The sequence below is a fragment of the Enterobacter sp. DSM 30060 genome, from assembly GCF_013375955.1.
Lineage (GTDB): Bacteria > Pseudomonadota > Gammaproteobacteria > Enterobacterales > Enterobacteriaceae > Enterobacter > Enterobacter intestinihominis.
Window position 1 is genome coordinate 1,718,754 of the sequence record NZ_CP056118.1, and the last position, 18,402, is coordinate 1,737,155.

The 18,402-nt window shown below is 56.0% G+C and carries 17 protein-coding genes; 6 read left to right on the plus strand and 11 right to left on the minus strand.

The window, feature by feature from the left end; all coding sequences use genetic code 11:
• Nucleotides 1-75: 75 nt before the first annotated feature.
• Nucleotides 76-741: a 6-phosphogluconate phosphatase gene (gene yieH, locus HWQ15_RS08125; protein WP_063148997.1), complete on the minus strand. Its 666-nt coding sequence runs from the start codon at nucleotides 739-741 to the stop codon at nucleotides 76-78.
• A 165-nt stretch (nucleotides 742-906) separates the two neighbouring features.
• On the opposite strand from yieH, the gene adeP reads away from it, so the two are divergent.
• A complete protein-coding gene (adeP, locus tag HWQ15_RS08130; protein WP_139152660.1) occupies nucleotides 907-2,244 on the plus strand; it encodes an adenine permease AdeP in 1,338 nt (445 codons plus the stop codon).
• A 91-nt stretch (nucleotides 2,245-2,335) separates the two neighbouring features.
• Here the strand turns inward: adeP and HWQ15_RS08135 are convergent, their stop codons facing one another.
• The 9 genes from HWQ15_RS08135 to rpmH all read right to left on the minus strand — a co-directional run bounded on the left by HWQ15_RS08135 (nucleotide 2,336) and on the right by rpmH (nucleotide 9,540).
• Nucleotides 2,336-2,902, minus strand: coding sequence for an NADPH-dependent FMN reductase (locus HWQ15_RS08135; protein WP_038414971.1), 567 nt, complete (start codon nucleotides 2,900-2,902; stop codon nucleotides 2,336-2,338).
• A 36-nt stretch (nucleotides 2,903-2,938) separates the two neighbouring features.
• A complete protein-coding gene (locus tag HWQ15_RS08140) occupies nucleotides 2,939-3,685 on the minus strand; it encodes a 4'-phosphopantetheinyl transferase superfamily protein (RefSeq protein WP_023298947.1) in 747 nt (248 codons plus the stop codon).
• 122 nt (nucleotides 3,686-3,807) lie between these two features.
• Nucleotides 3,808-4,779: an HTH-type transcriptional regulator YidZ gene (yidZ, locus tag HWQ15_RS08145; RefSeq protein WP_022649883.1), complete on the minus strand. Its 972-nt coding sequence runs from the start codon at nucleotides 4,777-4,779 to the stop codon at nucleotides 3,808-3,810.
• On the minus strand, nucleotides 4,748-5,608 hold the full coding sequence (locus tag HWQ15_RS08150) for an MFS transporter (protein ID WP_063216195.1): 861 nt from the start codon (nucleotides 5,606-5,608) through the stop codon (nucleotides 4,748-4,750). Before HWQ15_RS08150 ends, yidZ begins: the two co-directional genes overlap by 32 nt.
• A 111-nt stretch (nucleotides 5,609-5,719) precedes the next feature.
• Nucleotides 5,720-7,084: a tRNA uridine-5-carboxymethylaminomethyl(34) synthesis GTPase MnmE gene (gene mnmE, locus HWQ15_RS08155; protein WP_022649885.1), complete on the minus strand. Its 1,365-nt coding sequence runs from the start codon at nucleotides 7,082-7,084 to the stop codon at nucleotides 5,720-5,722.
• A gap of 72 nt (nucleotides 7,085-7,156) precedes the next feature.
• On the minus strand, nucleotides 7,157-8,800 hold the full coding sequence (yidC, locus tag HWQ15_RS08160) for a membrane protein insertase YidC (RefSeq protein ID WP_023298949.1): 1,644 nt from the start codon (nucleotides 8,798-8,800) through the stop codon (nucleotides 7,157-7,159).
• A 2-nt stretch (nucleotides 8,801-8,802) separates the two neighbouring features.
• Complete coding sequence (yidD, locus tag HWQ15_RS08165) at nucleotides 8,803-9,060, minus strand: membrane protein insertion efficiency factor YidD (RefSeq protein WP_001307474.1); 258 nt, start codon at nucleotides 9,058-9,060, stop codon at nucleotides 8,803-8,805.
• Nucleotides 9,024-9,383 carry a ribonuclease P protein component gene (rnpA, locus tag HWQ15_RS08170; protein WP_006808764.1) on the minus strand — a complete coding sequence of 120 codons (360 nt, stop codon included), beginning with the start codon at nucleotides 9,381-9,383 and terminating at the stop codon, nucleotides 9,024-9,026. The genes yidD and rnpA overlap by 37 nt, the downstream gene beginning before the upstream one ends.
• Nucleotides 9,384-9,399: 16 nt before the next feature.
• On the minus strand, nucleotides 9,400-9,540 hold the full coding sequence (gene rpmH, locus HWQ15_RS08175) for a 50S ribosomal protein L34 (RefSeq protein ID WP_000831330.1): 141 nt from the start codon (nucleotides 9,538-9,540) through the stop codon (nucleotides 9,400-9,402).
• A 638-nt stretch (nucleotides 9,541-10,178) separates the two neighbouring features.
• Between rpmH and dnaA the strand changes: the two genes are divergently transcribed.
• Genes dnaA through gyrB form a run of 4 tightly spaced genes read left to right on the plus strand, consistent with a single transcriptional unit; the run spans nucleotide 10,179 to nucleotide 16,191 of the window.
• The gene (gene dnaA, locus HWQ15_RS08180) at nucleotides 10,179-11,573 is read left to right on the plus strand and encodes a chromosomal replication initiator protein DnaA (RefSeq protein ID WP_003861124.1); all 1,395 of its coding nucleotides are present in this window, start codon (nucleotides 10,179-10,181) and stop codon (nucleotides 11,571-11,573) included.
• Between the two features lie 4 nt (nucleotides 11,574-11,577).
• Nucleotides 11,578-12,678, plus strand: coding sequence for a DNA polymerase III subunit beta (gene dnaN, locus HWQ15_RS08185; protein ID WP_003861122.1), 1,101 nt, complete (start codon nucleotides 11,578-11,580; stop codon nucleotides 12,676-12,678).
• The gene (gene recF / locus HWQ15_RS08190) at nucleotides 12,678-13,751 is read left to right on the plus strand and encodes a DNA replication/repair protein RecF (RefSeq protein ID WP_022646527.1); all 1,074 of its coding nucleotides are present in this window, start codon (nucleotides 12,678-12,680) and stop codon (nucleotides 13,749-13,751) included. The genes dnaN and recF overlap by 1 nt, the downstream gene beginning before the upstream one ends.
• 28 nt (nucleotides 13,752-13,779) lie before the next feature.
• Nucleotides 13,780-16,191 (plus strand): DNA topoisomerase (ATP-hydrolyzing) subunit B, encoded by a 2,412-nt coding sequence (gyrB, locus tag HWQ15_RS08195; protein ID WP_023305131.1) that lies wholly within the window; start codon nucleotides 13,780-13,782, stop codon nucleotides 16,189-16,191.
• Nucleotides 16,192-16,225: 34 nt separating this feature from the next.
• Here gyrB and HWQ15_RS08200 read toward each other — a convergent pair whose 3' ends face one another.
• Nucleotides 16,226-17,161, minus strand: a complete 936-nt coding sequence (locus HWQ15_RS08200) for a LysR family transcriptional regulator (protein ID WP_063148996.1) — start codon at nucleotides 17,159-17,161, stop codon at nucleotides 16,226-16,228.
• Between the two features lie 110 nt (nucleotides 17,162-17,271).
• Here HWQ15_RS08200 and HWQ15_RS08205 point away from each other — a divergent pair, with 110 nt between their 5' ends.
• The gene (locus tag HWQ15_RS08205; protein WP_063148995.1) at nucleotides 17,272-18,297 is read left to right on the plus strand and encodes an NAD(P)-dependent alcohol dehydrogenase; all 1,026 of its coding nucleotides are present in this window, start codon (nucleotides 17,272-17,274) and stop codon (nucleotides 18,295-18,297) included.
• Nucleotides 18,298-18,402: the final 105 nt, after the last annotated feature.

Below are 18,402 nucleotides of genomic sequence, written 5' to 3' on the forward strand. Positions count from 1 at the left end.
GGGTGGCGCTATCGCTTACCCGCCCTACGATCCTTGTAGGCCGGATAAGCGTTAGCGCCATCCGGCTTTGTTTTTTCAGCGAGTAATATCCCACCCGCGCGCCTTCCACAGTTTCGGCAGCTGCGCCAGGTCTGTAAAGGTCGTCACTTTTGGATGATCGATCGGCTTGTTGTGCGGATCGGCGCAGAAGTAAAACACCTCCATCCCCGCATCAATCCCCGACTGCGCGCCCGCAGACGAGTCATCCACCAGGATGCAGTTCTCCACGTTGACGTTCATCGCCTTCGCCGCGTGGAACATCAATGCCGGATCCGGCTTCCAGCGCTGGATATCGTAGCCGCTGAACAGTTTTTCCGGGAAGTGGTGCAACATGTCCAGCTTGCCGAGTGAGTGCTGCATTTTGCTGACCGGGCCGTTAGAGACCACGCAGATCGGCACCGTCATCGCATCCAGCAGCGCGTTAGCGCCGGCGATAACTTCCAGCTCGGCGTCGAAGAGGCGTGCGACCTCGGCGCGGTACACCGGTTCCAGATCCGCTTTCGCCAGATCCACCCCGTGCTCTTCGTTAATGATGTCGATGATCTCGTACAGCTTCACGCCCTTAAAGCGTTTAAACACCTCTTCGAGATCGAGCGTAATGCCAAATTCCTGGAACATGGCGACATACGCGCGGGAACAAATGACCTCACTGTCGACCAGCGTACCGTCACAGTCGAAAAATACCGCTTCAATTCCGGACATGCCTTTCCCTTTTAACAAGTTTAACGTTTACGTACGACAGTTTAACGAGACGCAATCGTTGCCGTATAAGCAAAATCAATGAAAAAAGTATCCCGTAACCGCCACTATTGTCGCATTTTGGTATAGGATAGCGACGAATTTTCCCTCCTTGTTCGGAAATTGATGATGAGTCAACAACACACTACCCAGACATCTGGTCAGGGGCTGCTTGAGCGCGTGTTCAAACTGCGCGAGCACGGCACAACGGCACGCACCGAAGTGATCGCCGGTTTTACTACCTTCCTGACGATGGTCTATATCGTTTTCGTTAACCCGCAAATTCTGGGCGTGGCTGGCATGGACACCAGCGCCGTCTTTGTTACCACCTGTCTGATCGCGGCCCTTGGCAGCATCCTGATGGGCGTTTTCGCTAATCTGCCCGTGGCGCTGGCCCCGGCAATGGGTCTGAATGCGTTCTTTGCGTTCGTGGTGGTTCAGGCGATGGGCCTGCCGTGGCAGGTCGGGATGGGCGCTATTTTCTGGGGCGCGGTCGGCCTGCTGCTGCTGACCATCTTCCGTGTGCGCTACTGGATGATTGCGAACATTCCCGTGAGCCTGCGCGTGGGCATCACCAGCGGTATCGGTCTGTTTATCGGCATGATGGGGCTGAAAAACGCTGGCGTAATCGTGGCGAACCCGGAAACGCTGGTGAGCATTGGTAACCTGACCTCTCACAGCGTGCTGCTGGGCGTGCTGGGCTTCTTTATTATCGCGATCCTGGCGTCGCGTAACATTCACGCTGCGGTGCTGGTCTCTATCATCGTGACCACGCTGCTGGGCTGGATGCTGGGTGACGTGCATTACAGCGGTATTGTCTCTGCGCCACCGAGCGTTTCTACCGTGATTGGTCACGTTGATCTGGCGGGCTCGCTGAACCTGGGTCTGGCCGGAGTGATTTTCTCCTTCATGCTGGTCAATCTGTTTGACTCCTCCGGTACGCTGATTGGCGTGACGGACAAAGCGGGTCTGGCGGACGAGAAAGGCAAATTCCCGCGCATGAAGCAGGCGCTGTATGTGGATAGCATCTCGTCCGTTGCGGGTTCTTTCATCGGCACCTCGTCTGTTACCGCTTACATTGAATCCTCTTCCGGCGTGTCCGTGGGCGGCCGTACTGGCCTGACGGCGGTAGTCGTGGGTCTGCTGTTCCTGCTGGTGATCTTCCTCTCTCCGCTGGCGGGGATGGTGCCACCGTACGCGGCAGCTGGCGCGCTGATCTACGTCGGCGTGCTGATGACCTCGAGCCTGGCGCGCGTGAAGTGGGAAGATCTGACGGAAGCCGTTCCGGCGTTTATTACCGCGGTGATGATGCCGTTCAGCTTCTCGATCACCGAAGGTATCGCGCTGGGCTTTATCTCGTACTGTGTGATGAAGATCGGTACCGGCCGTTTCCGCGAACTCAGCCCGTGCGTGATGATTGTGGCGCTGCTGTTTGTGCTCAAGATTGTGTTTATTGACGCGCACTAAGTTGCGGTTTGTGGTGTCAGGTGGCGCTTCGCTTACCTGACCTACTGACGAGTGTAGGCCCGGTAAGCGCTAGCGCCACCGGGCTTTTTTATCAGCTTTTAACCCGCTTAATATAATCCCCAAACGCAGTCAACTGACCAGAGAGATGATCACGCGTACTCTGATCCACCACTTCACCCGTCTGCGGGTCGACTTTGTTCTGAATCACGCCGCCCATAAATTCCGGCTTGTTCATCACCATCGCATCCAGGAACACCAGGATCTGTCGCAGGTGATACTGGCAGCGCGCACCGCCGATGGCGCCCATTGAGCTGGTCTGGATCAGCACCGGTTTGCCTGACAGCGGCTGCTCCGGTAAACGGGATAACCAGTCAATCGCGTTCTTCAGACCCCCCGGAACCGAGTAGTTATATTCTGGCGTTACAATCACTACACCATCAGCCTGACGGATCTGCTCGGCTATCGCCTCCACGCTGTGCGGGAACCCTTCTTCCTGCTGAACGTCAGCATCATAAAGCGGGATGTCGCCAATAGACGGCAGGGCGCTGATCTCCATTCCCGCAGGCGCCAGCTGTGGCAGCGTGCGCGCTACCATCCCGTTAAACGAACCTTTGCGCAGGCTTCCCAGTAACGTAACAACTTTCAACGTATCAGACATGATTACTCCTGTTTCATCATGATGACCCTGGACGGATCAGCTATGGGTGTATGCTTTTTCTGCCGGTAAACTGGTTAATCGCATCAGGCGCGCGGCGGGCTCGTTGGCGCGCTCAGGTACATCCGGAAGACTACGCCAACCGCGAATACTGTCAAACTCCCAGATTTTCAGCCGTTCGATGGCGGGGCTCACCGCAACGGACCAGATCAGTACGTCCTCAGCGTCGCTGAGCGCCTCTACCAGCGAGGCTTTCGCGGCACGCAGGCGTCCGGAGCCGGGAAGCAGCTGCAACAGGCTGGCGTCGTCTGATGCCGCGCCGCTCAGTTTACGGATGCTCTGGCGAAGGGTGATGAGCTGCGCTCTGGCTTCAACGGGATCGTTCTGGTTACGTATCCACAGCTTTTCATTGCTGGAGAGCGGGTATTCATCGAGCGCGTTAGCACCATGGAAGCTGCGCGTGACGCGTTGCAGCTCCATATCCAGGCCGCAATCACCTTCAGTCGTCAGCGCGACGCCAACAATGTTGCCGGTATACGCAATGGAAAAATGGGGGAGTGCCGGGTCCGCAAAAACCGGGCGACCTTCTGGCTGGGTGAGTATGTCCGGTAATTCGCTGGTGCCGTACAGCATAAAAAGCAGTTCTGCGAGGAGCGCTCTGGAAGCTAAAAACCGCGTCCTGCGGTGTTCAGGTAGTTTGAGCGCCTCACTGTGACAGGCTGAAGAAATTCTGGCCGATACGAGATGCCCTTCCGTTAATGTTCCTCGTGCAAAGTGCGTAGCCATTTTTCGCTCCCTGATAATGGTCGTAGTCGGTTAAACGGTTACATGATTATCGCTTAACTCAGCTTCTGTTTTAATCAGTAAATAGAAATAAGAGAAGCCTGAGGACCGAACTTTACATTATCTTAGGCAAAAACCTGACCTGGCGCGGTATACAGGGCTTTTATAGTTTCGCGCAGCCAGATAATTTTCGGATTATGGCTGTTCCGCTTATGCCAGATTAGCGTGAAGGGTACGGTCAGCTTTTCTGCCTGCGCCTCATCGATGGGAATGGGAAGGCAGACCAGATTACGCTGGTGGAGTTGATTGTAGTGATGGCAGTAGTAGGGCGCAGTGGCAATGTAGTTGTGGTCCGGCTGAGCCGCCATAAACATCGACTGTTCAAAGCCGGGCAGGCTCATGGCGACGTTGCGCTCGCGGCCCATCTCTTTTAGCACTTCATCAAGCGCCCAGGTATCGCTGCGCTCCCAGAAGATGCTGATATGCGGGTAGCGCAGAAACGTCTCAAGGTTCCACGCTTCGTGAAGTGCCGGATGATCTTCTCGCAGATAGACGCACGGACGGTCGCTGAACAGGATTTCGTAGTCAATAAACCACGGCATCAGCTTTAGCAGCTCGCGGGAGCGCGGGTGCGTTTCGCGGCCGGTAAAACCGAGATCGACCTCCCCGCGCGTAATGGCGTCCAGCGAATCATAATCCCACTGGCGCAACTTCACCGTCGCCTGTGGGTAGCGCTCATTCACCTGCTCCAGCAGGGTGTTAAAGCGAATCAGCATCAGCGGCGTTTCGGCGGCGAGCACAAACTTGAGCCCGCCTGGAGAGCTATGGTGGAATTTATCGACGATCTGATTGCCAATCTGCATCCAGTCGGCCAGATCCTGTTCCAGACTCACCGTTAGCGGCGTGGGCAGTAGCCCTAAAGGCGTTTTCACAAACAGCGGATCGTCGAACCAGTCGCGCAGCTTCGCCAGCGATTTACTCACCGCGGACGGCGTCACGTTCATTCGCTTCGCGGCTTTGGTGACGCTGCGCTCCTGCAACAACAACTGCAGGCAAAGTAAAAGATTAAGATCGAGACTGCTGATGGGCTTCTTCATAGTGCGCCGCGGGCTGGATGACCATAAGTAAGGTAATGCAGAGTATGCTACAGCCAATCAGAACCCCGATCAGCATATTCAGCGCGTTAAGGCCGATCACCGCCGCCAGCCAAATCCACAGCGACGAACCGCAGACCTGCGCAATGCCCAGCACCGAGCTTGCCACGCCTGCCCGCAGTGAGAACGGGCCAAGCGCCTGACTCATCGCCACGCCGAAGCCGCCGGAGAATCCGGCGCAGATCAGGGTCATACCCACCAGCATCAGCGCATGTGAGGTGGCGGTCGCCAGAATCACGCCTGCGGCGAGAAACAGCGTCTGTGAAGCGAGCATCAGCGTGCGCTGGCGGAAGATATTGAGCGCAAAGGGCATCGAGAATGAAACCGCCATGCTGACCATCGCATTGAGCGCCATCACCGTCGAATACTCACCGCGATCGAAGCCTATCGTCTCCATCAGTAACACCGGGGAAACGTTTACATAGGTGAGGATCACCGCCACGCTGAGCGTGATGATGGCCAGGCGGCTCAGGATAAAGCGCCCTGACAGGAACATTGTGCTTTCCTGAGCCATTGAACACAGTACCGATGCCAGCGTAAAGATAACCGCCCCCGTAATGGCGACGGGTTGACGGCCGGCTCTGTCCGCGATTTTCCCGGCAAATACCATTGATGACGCCATACCCGCGAGGTAGGCCGAAAACGCGATGTGCAGTTGCGCCTCGCTGGCACCCAGATCGCGGGCAATATGCGGTAGCCCCACCAGATACATATCAATACCGGACGGATACAGCAGAACTAATGCGAAACTACAAAACAGAAAACGAGCCATAAATCCCCCATAGATGCAGGCAAGCAGGATAGGGGGCATGGGGGGATTAAGCGAGTTGCCATTGGGACAATGGTGATTTCCCTGGAGGAAATCACCATGTTCTATCGGGAATTACTTACCAATACAGAAGCTTGAGAAAATTCGTCCAAGCAGATCGTCCGACGTAAACTCCCCGGTGATCTCGCTCAGGTTCTGCTGCGCCAGACGCAGTTCCTCCGCCAGCAGCTCGCCGGCCCAAGCGCCGATCAGCTGGGCTTTGCCCTGCTCAAGGTGGCGAGCCGCCTCTTCCAGCGCCTGCAAGTGACGACGACGCGCCAGGAAGCCGCCCTCCATACTGGTGTCGAAGCCCATGCTCTGTTTGAGATGGTTACGCAGGGCTTCCACGCCTTCCCCGGTACGGGCCGACAGACGAATAAGTGAGTGGCCATTCACATCGCTGATGCCCAGCGTTTCGCCGGTAACGTCGGCCTTATTGCGCACCACGGTGATCGGCAGTTTGGCCGGGAGACGGGCGATAAAGTCTGGCCAGATTTCAGCCGGGTCAACGGCGTCGGTCGTGGTGCCGTCCACCATAAACAGCACGCGGTCGGCCTGCTCGATCTCCTGCCAGGCGCGTTCGATACCGATACGCTCGACTTCATCGCTCGCATCGCGCAGGCCAGCGGTATCGATGATGTGCAGCGGCATGCCGTCGATATGGATATGCTCGCGCAGGACGTCGCGGGTGGTGCCGGCTATGTCGGTCACGATCGCCGCTTCACGGCCGGCCAGAGCGTTCAGCAGGCTTGATTTCCCGGCGTTGGGGCGACCAGCAATCACCACCTTCATGCCCTCACGCAGCAGGCTGCCCTGGCGCGCTTCGGCGCGAACGGCATCCAGATCGTTCATCACCTGGTTGAGCTGGGCTTCGATTTTGCCGTCAGAAAGGAAGTCAATCTCCTCGTCCGGGAAGTCGATAGCCGCTTCAACATAGATTCGCAGGTGAGTAAGTGCTTCCACAAGGTGATTCACGCGTGCGGAAAATGCCCCCTGCAACGAGTTCAGCGCGGAGCGGGCTGCCTGTTCGGAACTGGCGTCGATCAGGTCGGCAATCGCTTCGGCCTGAGCCAGGTCGAGCTTATCGTTCAGGAAGGCACGCTCGGAGAACTCACCCGGCTTCGCAATGCGCAGGCCAGGCAGGGTCAGAATACGTTTCAACAGCAGGTCGAGGATCACCGGGCCGCCGTGACCCTGAAGCTCCAGCACGTCTTCGCCGGTAAAGGAGTTTGGGCCGGGGAACCACAGCGCAATGCCCTGGTCCAGCGAGGTGCCGTCGGCATCTTTAAATGGCAGATAATCAGCGTAGCGCGGCTTTGGCAGTTTACCCAGCACCGCTTCGGCCACCTCACGCGCCTTCAGGCCGGAGATGCGCAGAATGCCTACACCACCGCGTCCCGGTGGGGTTGCCTGGGCGACGATAGTGTCGTTATGGCTCATGGTTGCTCTCGTTCAATACAAATAAAAAAGGCGGTCAATCGACCGCCCTTATTTTAGCGTTAAGTTACCGAATCAGGACTTTTTCTTTTCGCGGCTATGCAGGCCACGTTTTTCCAGACCACGGTAAATCAGCTGCTGCTGGATGATGGTCACCAGGTTGCTGACGATATAGTACAGCACCAGACCTGACGGGAACCACAGGAAGAACACGGTGAAGATGACCGGCATAAAGGTCATGATCTTCTGCTGCATCGGGTCAGTCACGGTGGTCGGAGACATCTTCTGGATGAAGAACATCGTCACGCCCATCAGGATCGGCAGGATGTAGTACGGGTCCTGTGCGGACAGGTCATGGATCCACAGGGCGAACGGCGCGTGGCGCAGCTCAACGGAACCCATCAGCATGTAGTACAGCGCAAGGAAGATTGGCATCTGAATCAGCAGCGGGAAGCAACCACCCAGTGGGTTCACTTTCTCTGCTTTATACAGGGCCATCATCTCCTGGCTCTGACGCTGTTTGTCATCGCCCAGACGCTCACGCATAGCCTGAATCTTCGGCTGTAGCATACGCATCTTCGCCATGGAGGTGTACTGCGCTTTAGTCAGCGGGTACATGATGCCACGAACGATAAAGGTGATAACGATGATGGAGAAGCCCCAGTTACCCAGGAAGCTGTGGATGAACTTCAGCAGCTTAAACAGCGGCTGAGAGATGAACCACAACCAACCGTAATCAACGGTCAGATCCAGGTGCGGCGCAACGGCAGCCATTTTGTCCTGGATTTCCGGGCCGACCCACAGGGTGCTTGCCAGCTTACCGGTTTGACCCGGCTGCACCAGAACCGGCTGAGATTTGTAGCCGATGGCTGCAATACCGTTGCCGAGGTTCGCGGTGTAGAAGTTGTTCGTACCGTCGTTATTCGGTACCCACGCCGTCGCGAAATACTGTTGCAGCATTGCGACCCAACCGCCTTTAGAGCTGACGTTCAGGTTTTCGTTATCGGCAATGGTGTCGAATTTGTATTTCTCGTACTTGGTATCTGGCGTGGAGTAAGCCGCGCCACGGAAGGTATGCAGCGCAAAGTTGCTGCTTCCGGTGTCACGGTGAGACGGCAGATTGATGGACTGCTTCAGCTGACCAAAGGTAGAGATTTCCAGCGGTTTCGCACCGGTGTTCTGTACGCTGTAGCCCACGTTCACCGCATATTCACCGCGTTTCAGGGTGAAGGTTTTGGTGAAGGTGTTGCCTGCCGCGTCGGTGTAGGTCATCGGAATAACCAGTTCGTTCTGGCCATCAGCCAGCACAAAGGTGTCATTCTCGACGTTATACAGTGGACGCGCACCGTTCGCCGGGTTATCCGGGCCATCACGACCGGTCAGGCCGCTCTGTGCCTGGTAGATAAACTCAGGCGTGGTTTCCAGTAACTGGAACGGTTCGGTAGACTTCAGCTCTTTCGGGTAGGTCAACAGCAGCGCCTGCTCAACATCACCACCACGGGTGTTGATAGTCAGCTCAAGCACATCGGTCTTAACCGTAATCTGTTTCCCCTGGCCACTGGCCGGTACGCCCTGGTCGGCGGCGCTACCCGCTGCGGTGGTCGTGGTCTGCGTGGTCTGCTGCTGGGGTTGAGGATTTTTATCCTGCTCCCATGCCTGCCAGATCATGAAAGACACGAACAACAAAGCGATGATAAGAAGATTGCGTTGCGAATCCATCGTTAGTGTTCTCTGGTATCAAAAGGTCCTGGAGGGACGGGGTCGTCTCCACCTGGGTGTAAAGGGTGGCATTTTAATACGCGTTTCACCGTCAACCAACTGCCTTTTATCACTCCAAACCTGCGCAATGCCTCAATTCCGTAGCTTGAGCATGTTGGCGTGAAACGGCAATGTGGCCCGAGTAGCGGACTAATCAGGCGTTGATAGACCCGAATGAGGGCTATCAGGACCCGCGAGCCAGGCGACAGTGGCGGCGCCATAATTTTTCCAACGCTTCCGAGAGAGCACGGTTATCGAGGTCGGCAACCCCTTTTTTAGCCACCACCACGAAATCCATTGAAGGCAGTTCGTGCTGACGTAAACGGAAGCTTTCACGCGTCAGACGTTTAATCCGGTTGCGTTCATGCGCACGCTTAACGTTTTTCTTGGCGACTGTGAGACCGATGCGGGGATGCCCCAGCGAATTTTGGCGGCCGAGGATGGTGATTTGCGGCGTGCCAGCCCGTAGTGGCTGCTGGAAGACGAAAGTGAAATGAGTGGGAGTTAACAAACGTAACTCCCTGGGAAATGCGAGCTTAACCACTCAGGGGTTAGCTTTATTACTTGGAAACGGTCAGACGAGCGCGGCCTTTAGCACGACGACGTGCCAGAACCTGACGACCATTTTTAGTAGCCATACGAGCACGGAAGCCGTGAGAACGGTTGCGCTTCAGTACAGACGGTTGAAAAGTGCGTTTCATGGCGATTTCTACCTAAACTTGAATAAATTCACTGACTTTTGCGTATACCCGAACGAGATTCGAACGACTAACGCCTCAGCGTGGGTGATTAAAGAGGCCGGATTGTAATAATTGTACACTCCGGAGTCAATTCTCTTTCCTTAAATCCCTGCGTATTTCCGCACGATTTCGCGTGGAAAATGAGCAACGAACGACGCAGGAAGATGAGCATCACGCGCCGGGTCGAGGATTATACGGGCTCGCCAACAAAGCGCAAGGATCCTCCTGGATCTTCGTTAGATCATTTAAGCCCAAAATTGTCTGTGCTCATTAAATTTTCCAATATGCGGCCTAAATCGCGAGGCACTCGCGTCAGGATCGTTTACACTTACCCGATTCCGGATCTTCCTGTGGATAAATCGGGAAGAATCTGTGAGAAACAGAAGATCTCTGGCTCAGTTTAGGCTATGATCCGCGGTCCTGATCGGGATCCAGCGATCCTGGCCGGGCATAAACACAACATCGTTCAGGCTCTATCAACGATAGCGTGTATAACCGCAGATAGCGGTTCGCACATCACCCTGATGGGGTCATGTCGATGTGCGCCAACAATCATGAATATTCAATAGTTTTCTTTTATTGTTCGAGTGGAGTCCGCCGTGTCACTTTCGCTTTGGCAGCAGTGTCTTGCCCGATTGCAGGATGAGTTACCAGCCACAGAATTCAGTATGTGGATCCGCCCATTGCAGGCGGAACTGAGCGATAACACGCTGGCTTTGTACGCGCCAAACCGTTTCGTGCTCGATTGGGTAAGGGATAAATACCTTAATAACATCAATGGACTGCTGAACGATTTCTGCGGGTCAGATGCCCCACAGCTGCGTTTTGAAGTGGGCACAAAGCCGGTCACCCAAACCGTTCGTGAAGTTGTCAATGTGGCAGCCCCTGCACAGGCGGCGCCCGCTCCAGCGCCTCGCGTTGCACCGGCTCGTCAGGGCTGGGATAACGTTCCAGCCCCCGCTGAGCCTACCTACCGCTCTAATGTTAACGTGAAACACACGTTCGATAACTTCGTTGAAGGTAAGTCGAACCAGCTGGCGCGCGCGGCGGCCCGCCAGGTTGCCGATAATCCCGGTGGTGCATACAACCCGCTGTTCCTTTATGGCGGCACGGGTCTCGGTAAAACGCACCTGCTGCATGCGGTGGGCAACGGCATTATGGCGCGTAAGCCCAATGCCAAAGTAGTGTATATGCACTCCGAACGCTTCGTTCAGGACATGGTAAAAGCCCTGCAAAACAATGCGATCGAAGAGTTTAAACGCTACTACCGTTCCGTTGATGCGCTGCTGATCGATGACATCCAGTTCTTTGCCAATAAAGAACGATCGCAGGAAGAGTTTTTCCACACCTTTAACGCCCTGCTGGAAGGCAATCAGCAGATCATTTTGACCTCGGATCGTTATCCAAAAGAGATCAACGGCGTTGAAGATCGTCTCAAATCCCGCTTCGGCTGGGGCCTGACCGTGGCGATCGAGCCGCCGGAGCTGGAAACCCGCGTCGCGATCCTGATGAAAAAAGCCGACGAGAACGACATTCGCCTGCCGGGTGAAGTGGCGTTCTTTATTGCCAAGCGCCTGCGTTCCAACGTTCGTGAGCTGGAAGGGGCACTGAACCGCGTTATCGCCAACGCCAATTTTACCGGTCGTGCGATCACCATCGATTTTGTGCGTGAAGCGCTGCGCGATTTGTTGGCATTGCAGGAAAAACTGGTCACCATCGACAATATTCAGAAGACGGTGGCTGAGTACTACAAGATCAAAGTGGCAGATTTACTGTCTAAACGTCGTTCCCGCTCGGTGGCGCGTCCGCGTCAGATGGCGATGGCGCTGGCAAAAGAGCTCACCAACCACAGCCTGCCGGAAATCGGTGATGCGTTTGGTGGACGTGACCATACGACCGTGCTGCACGCCTGTCGCAAGATTGAGCAGTTACGCGAAGAAAGCCACGACATAAAAGAAGATTTTTCCAATTTAATCAGAACATTATCATCGTGACGCTATGAAATTTACCGTTGAACGTGAACATTTATTAAAACCGCTGCAACAGGTGAGTGGCCCATTAGGCGGCCGCCCTACGCTGCCTATTCTTGGAAACCTGCTGCTTCAGGTCGCTGACGGTACGCTGTCGCTGACCGGCACAGATCTGGAAATGGAAATGATCGCGCGCGTTACGCTGACTCAGCCGCACGACGCGGGCGCGACCACGGTTCCGGCACGTAAATTCTTTGATATTTGCCGTGGGCTGCCGGAAGGCGCTGAAATCGCCGTACAGCTGGAGGGCGACCGCATGCTGGTGCGCTCTGGCCGCAGCCGTTTCTCCCTCTCCACGCTGCCCGCTGCGGACTTCCCGAACCTGGATGACTGGCAGAGCGAAGTTGAATTTACCCTGCCGCAGGCGACGATGAAGCGTCTGATTGAAGCCACGCAGTTCTCCATGGCGCATCAGGACGTTCGTTACTACTTAAACGGCATGCTGTTCGAAACCGAAGGTGAAGAGCTGCGTACCGTGGCTACAGACGGTCACCGTCTGGCGGTCTGTTCCATGCCGATTGGCGATTCACTGCCAAACCATTCGGTGATCGTACCGCGTAAAGGCGTAATTGAACTGATGCGTATGCTCGACGGCGGCGACACCCCGCTGCGCGTGCAGATCGGTAGCAACAATATTCGTGCCCACGTGGGCGATTTTGTCTTCACATCGAAGCTGGTAGACGGACGTTTCCCGGATTATCGCCGCGTATTGCCGAAGAACCCGGACAAAACGCTGGAGGCAGGTTGCGACATCCTCAAGCAGGCGTTCGCGCGCGCCGCTATTCTCTCCAACGAGAAATTCCGCGGCGTACGTCTGTACGTGAGTGAAAACCAGATCAAAATCACCGCCAACAACCCGGAGCAGGAAGAGGCAGAAGAGATTCTGGACGTCACCTACGCCGGGGCTGAGATGGAAATCGGCTTCAACGTCAGCTATGTGCTGGATGTGCTGAATGCACTGAAATGCGAGAACGTTCGCATCCTGCTGACTGACTCCGTTTCGAGCGTACAGATTGAAGATGCCGCATCACAGTCGGCTGCTTATGTTGTCATGCCAATGAGACTGTAATGTCGCTCACCCGTCTGTTGATCCGCGACTTTCGCAACATCGAGAGCGCGGATCTCGCTTTATCCCCTGGCTTTAATTTCCTGGTTGGCGCGAACGGCAGCGGCAAAACCAGCGTGCTGGAAGCCATCTATACGCTCGGTCATGGCCGGGCGTTTCGCAGTTTGCAGATTGGTCGCGTGATTCGCCACGAGCAGGATGCGTTTGTGCTGCATGGGCGCTTACAGGGTGCCGAGCGGGAAACTGCCATCGGCCTGACCAAAGACAAGCAGGGCGACAGCAAGGTGCGCATCGACGGCACCGACGGCCACAAGGTGGCGGAGCTGGCACTGCTGATGCCGATGCAGCTGATTACGCCGGAGGGGTTTACTTTACTCAACGGCGGCCCCAAATACAGAAGAGCGTTCCTCGACTGGGGATGCTTTCACAATGAAGCCGGTTTCTTTAACGCCTGGAGCAATCTGAAGCGTCTGCTTAAACAGCGTAACGCCGCATTGCGCCAGGTCACGCGCTACGCCCAGCTGCGTCCGTGGGACATGGAATTAATTCCTCTTGCGGAACAAATCAGCCGCTGGCGTGCCGAATACAGCGCAGGTATCGCCGAAGACATGGCCGATACCTGCAAACAGTTTTTACCCGAGTTCTCTCTCACCTTCTCTTTCCAGCGTGGCTGGGAAAAAGAGACGGATTATGCCGAGGTGTTAGAGAGAAGCTTCGAGCGCGATCGCATGTTGACCTACACCGCGCACGGCCCGCACAAGGCGGATTTCCGCATTCGTGCCGACGGTGCGCCGGTGGAAGACACGCTGTCGCGCGGGCAGCTGAAGCTCCTGATGTGCGCGCTACGCCTGGCGCAGGGGGAGTTCCTCACCCGCGAAAGTGGGCGACGCTGCCTGTACCTGATAGATGATTTTGCCTCGGAACTTGACGACGCGCGGCGCGGGCTACTTGCCAGCCGCTTAAAAGCCACGCAGTCGCAGGTTTTCGTCAGCGCCATTAGCGCTGAACACGTTATGGACATGTCGGACGAAAATTCGAAGATGTTTACCGTGGAAAAGGGTAAAATAACGGATTAACCCAAGTTGAAATGAGCGAGAAACGTTGATGTCGAATTCTTATGACTCCTCCAGTATCAAAGTCCTGAAAGGACTGGATGCGGTGCGTAAGCGCCCGGGTATGTATATCGGCGACACGGATGACGGCACCGGTCTGCACCACATGGTATTCGAGGTGGTAGATAACGCTATCGACGAAGCGCTCGCGGGTCACTGTAAAGACATCGTGGTCACGATCCATGCGGACAACTCCGTGTCCGTTACCGATGACGGTCGTGGCATCCCAACCGGTATTCACCCGGAAGAGGGCGTATCTGCTGCGGAAGTGATCATGACCGTTCTGCACGCAGGCGGTAAGTTCGATGATAACTCCTATAAAGTTTCCGGCGGTCTGCACGGCGTAGGCGTATCCGTGGTAAACGCCCTGTCGCAGAAGCTGGAGCTGGTTATCCAGCGCGAAGGCAAAATTCACCGCCAGATTTACACCCATGGTGTGCCGCAGGCACCGCTGGCCGTTACCGGTGATACCGACAAAACCGGTACCATGGTGCGTTTCTGGCCGAGCCTTGAAACCTTCACCAACGTCACCGAATTCGAGTACGAGATCCTGGCGAAACGCCTGCGTGAACTGTCGTTCCTGAACTCCGGCGTGTCGATTCGACTGCGCGACAAACGCGACAACAAAGAAGACCACTTCCACTACGAAGGCGGTATCAAGGCGTTCGTTGAGTATCTGAACAAGAACAAAACGCCAATTCACCCGAATATCTTCTACTTCTCTACTGAAAAAGACGGTATCGGCGTGGAAGTGGCACTGCAGTGGAACGATGGTTTCCAGGAAAACATCTACTGCTTTACCAACAACATTCCACAGCGCGACGGCGGTACGCACCTTGCGGGCTTCCGCGCGGCGATGACCCGTACCCTGAACGCCTACATGGACAAAGAAGGCTACAGCAAAAAAGCGAAAGTCAGCGCCACCGGCGACGATGCCCGTGAAGGCCTGATTGCCGTGGTCTCCGTGAAGGTGCCGGATCCGAAATTCTCCTCACAGACCAAAGACAAGCTGGTCTCTTCTGAGGTGAAATCGGCGGTTGAACAGCAGATGAACGAACTGCTGAGCGAATACCTGCTGGAAAACCCGTCCGACGCGAAAATCGTGGTGGGTAAAATTATCGATGCGGCGCGTGCCCGTGAAGCGGCGCGTAAAGCCCGTGAAATGACCCGCCGTAAAGGCGCGCTGGACCTGGCAGGCCTGCCGGGCAAACTGGCTGACTGCCAGGAACGCGATCCGGCGCTTTCTGAACTGTACCTTGTGGAAGGGGACTCCGCGGGCGGTTCTGCAAAGCAGGGCCGTAACCGCAAGAACCAGGCGATTCTGCCGCTGAAGGGTAAAATCCTCAACGTTGAGAAAGCGCGCTTCGACAAGATGCTCTCTTCTCAGGAAGTGGCGACGCTCATCACCGCGCTCGGCTGCGGCATCGGTCGCGACGAGTACAACCCGGACAAACTGCGCTATCACAGCATCATCATCATGACCGATGCGGACGTCGACGGCTCGCACATTCGTACGCTGCTGTTGACCTTCTTCTATCGTCAGATGCCGGAAATCGTTGAGCGCGGCCACGTCTACATTGCCCAGCCGCCGCTGTATAAAGTGAAGAAAGGCAAGCAGGAACAGTACATTAAAGATGACGAGGCGATGGATCAGTACCAAATCGCGATCGCCCTTGATGGTGCGACCCTGCACGCAAACTCCAGCGCGCCAGCGCTGGCCGGTGAACCGCTGGAGCGTCTGGTCTCCGAGTTCAACGCCACGCAGAAAATGATTGGCCGTATGGAGCGTCGCTATCCGAAAGCGCTGCTGAAAGAGCTGATTTATCAGCCGACCCTGACCGAAGCCGATCTGAGCAACGAGCAGACCGTCACCCGCTGGGTGAACACCCTGGTGAGCGAGCTGAACGAGAAAGAGCAGCACGGCAGCCAGTGGAAGTTTGACGTTCAGCAGAACGCTGAGCAGCAGTTCGAGCCGATTGTTCGCGTGCGTACCCACGGCGTCGATACCGACTACCCGCTGGAGCACGAGTTTGTTACCGGTCCGGAATACCGCCGTATCTGCACCCTCGGCGAGAAGCTGCGTGGTCTGATCGAAGACGATGCGTTCATCGAACGTGGCGAGCGTCGTCAGCCGGTAGCCAGCTTCGAACAGGCGCTGGAGTGGCTGGTGAAAGAGTCCCGTCGTGGCCTCTCTATTCAGCGTTATAAAGGCCTGGGCGAAATGAACCCGGATCAGCTGTGGGAAACCACCATGGATCCGGAAAGCCGTCGCATGCTGCGCGTCACCGTTAAAGATGCAATCGCAGCGGATCAGCTGTTCACTACCCTGATGGGTGACGCGGTTGAACCACGTCGCGCCTTCATCGAAGAGAACGCCCTGAAAGCGGCGAATATCGATATTTAATCGTCGTTATACCGCACGATAACAGGCCGCGCTTTTAGCGCGGCTTTTTTATGGGCGCAGGCATATCCAGCGACATCACGGACGGTAAACGGCTCGCCAGCGTATCTATCGCTATTCTAACCCTCAGCGGCAGATGCGGCGTCTGCTGCCAGACTGCATGAACGTCGAAGCGCACGTCCGGTGCCTGCTTTAAAAGCGGGATGAGTTTTCCCTGATGTATTTCTCTGCGGGCCATCCAGCAGGGCAACCACGCAAGGCCGTGTCCGGCCAGCGCAGCGTCGCAGATTGCCTGTAAATCATCCATATTGAGCGATGAGCGGGGAGTAAAGGTGTGCGATCTCCCTTCGCTATCCATTAGCTGCCAGGGCAGCACTCTGCCTGATCGCAGATAGTTAATGGCAGTGTGGTGGGGTAAATCAGCAACGTTTTCTGGCTGGCCGTTCTTCATCAGGTAATCCGGGGCGGCACACAGCACCATGCGATGCTCGCCCAGCCTTCTGGCGACCAGCAGGCTGCTGTCCTGCAGCGTGCCGTTACGTACCGCCATATCAAAGCCTTCCTCTACCAGATCCACCACGCGGTCGCTGAATGACATTTCAAGCTCAAGCCCAGGATGTTCCTGCGTCAGTTCTATCAGCAGTGGCGCGACGCACTGGCGACCAAACAGAACCGGCATGGCGACGCGCAGGCGGCCGCTGACCTGCTGCTTCCCTGTTTCAAGCAGCGACTCCGCGCCCCGAATCTCCTCCAGCGCGCGAAGGCAGCGTTCATAAAACAGAGCGCCGTTGTCGGTCAGCCTCTGGCTGCGGGTGGTACGCTGGAAAAGACGTACGCCCAGCCGCTCTTCAAGACGAGCAATGCTTTTTCCTACCGCCGAGCGCGACAAATGCAGACGGACGGCGGCCTGCGCAAAACTTCCCGCCTCAACGGCGGCCACAAATACAGGTATATCCTTCAGCGTATCGGTCATGGATTGTATCCACTGCGTCATCAATTATGGGAAAACTTATCGCCACTGGCGACCAGGCGTCAACGGTAGACTGTCAGTCCTAAAGCTTATTTGATGGCAGGAGAGAAAAAATGACAGAAACAATGCAGCGCTGGTCAATGAACGCCCTTGGGCGCGAGAGCCTTCAGCTTGTTCAGGTGCCTGTGCCACAGCCCGGCCCGGGTGAGATCCGCGTGCGGGTGAGTGCCGTTGCGCTCAACTACCGGGATAAAATGGTGATTGAAGGTACGATGCCGATTCCGCTTTCCTTCCCGTTTACCCCAGCATCTGACATGGCAGGCGTGGTGGACAGCATTGGCGAAGGCGTTACGCGTTTCAAACCCGGCGCACGCGTCATCTCAACCTTCTTCCCGGAATGGATCGACGGCAAGCCGCAGGCAGACGCGCGCGATTTGCCCTATAAAATGTCCGGTGGATACTTCCAGGGCATGCTGGCCGAATATGTGATTGTGAGTGAAAACGCGCTGGTGGCGTCCCCGGAAAGCCTGGATGACGCTGAGGCCAGCACGCTTCCTTGCGCGGGGCTTACCGCATGGTTCGCGCTGGTGGAGCGCGGTCATTTACGCGCCGGGCAATCGGTGCTGGTACAAGGCACGGGCGGTGTGGCGCTATTCGCTTTGCAGATAGCAAAAGCGCACGGCGCAGAAGTTATTGTTACGTCGGGGAGTGATGAAAAACTGGCTCTGGCCAAAAAGCTGGGAGCCAGCCAGGGCATCAACCGACTGAAAGGCGACTGGGCTGAAAATACGCTGGCACTGACGCAGGATCGCGGCATCGACCATATTATCGAAACCGTGGGTGGGGAGAATCTGAGACATTCCCTTCGCGCGGTAGCCGTTCACGGGCGTATCTCCGTTATTGGCGTGCTGGCCGGAACGGACATTTCCCTGCCTGCTGGCGAGCTGCTGCTGAAATCCCCCGTCATTCAGGGAATTGGGGTTGGACACCGCCGGGCGCTGGAAGATTTTGTCCGTGCTGTTGATGTCACGGAGTTAAAACCGGTGATTGAACATCGCTATCGTTTTGACGAACTGGAACAGGCGCTTGAGCATCTGGATCGCGGTGCGTTTGGCAAAATCGTTCTCACCCGCGAGTGAGTTCTTGTTCCCGGGATAAATATAAAAGGGGCTTTTTGTTACGCAAGGTAGCTCTATTTTTGTGTGCTTAATCGCGTTAGCATGAAATAGCACTCATTTATCCCG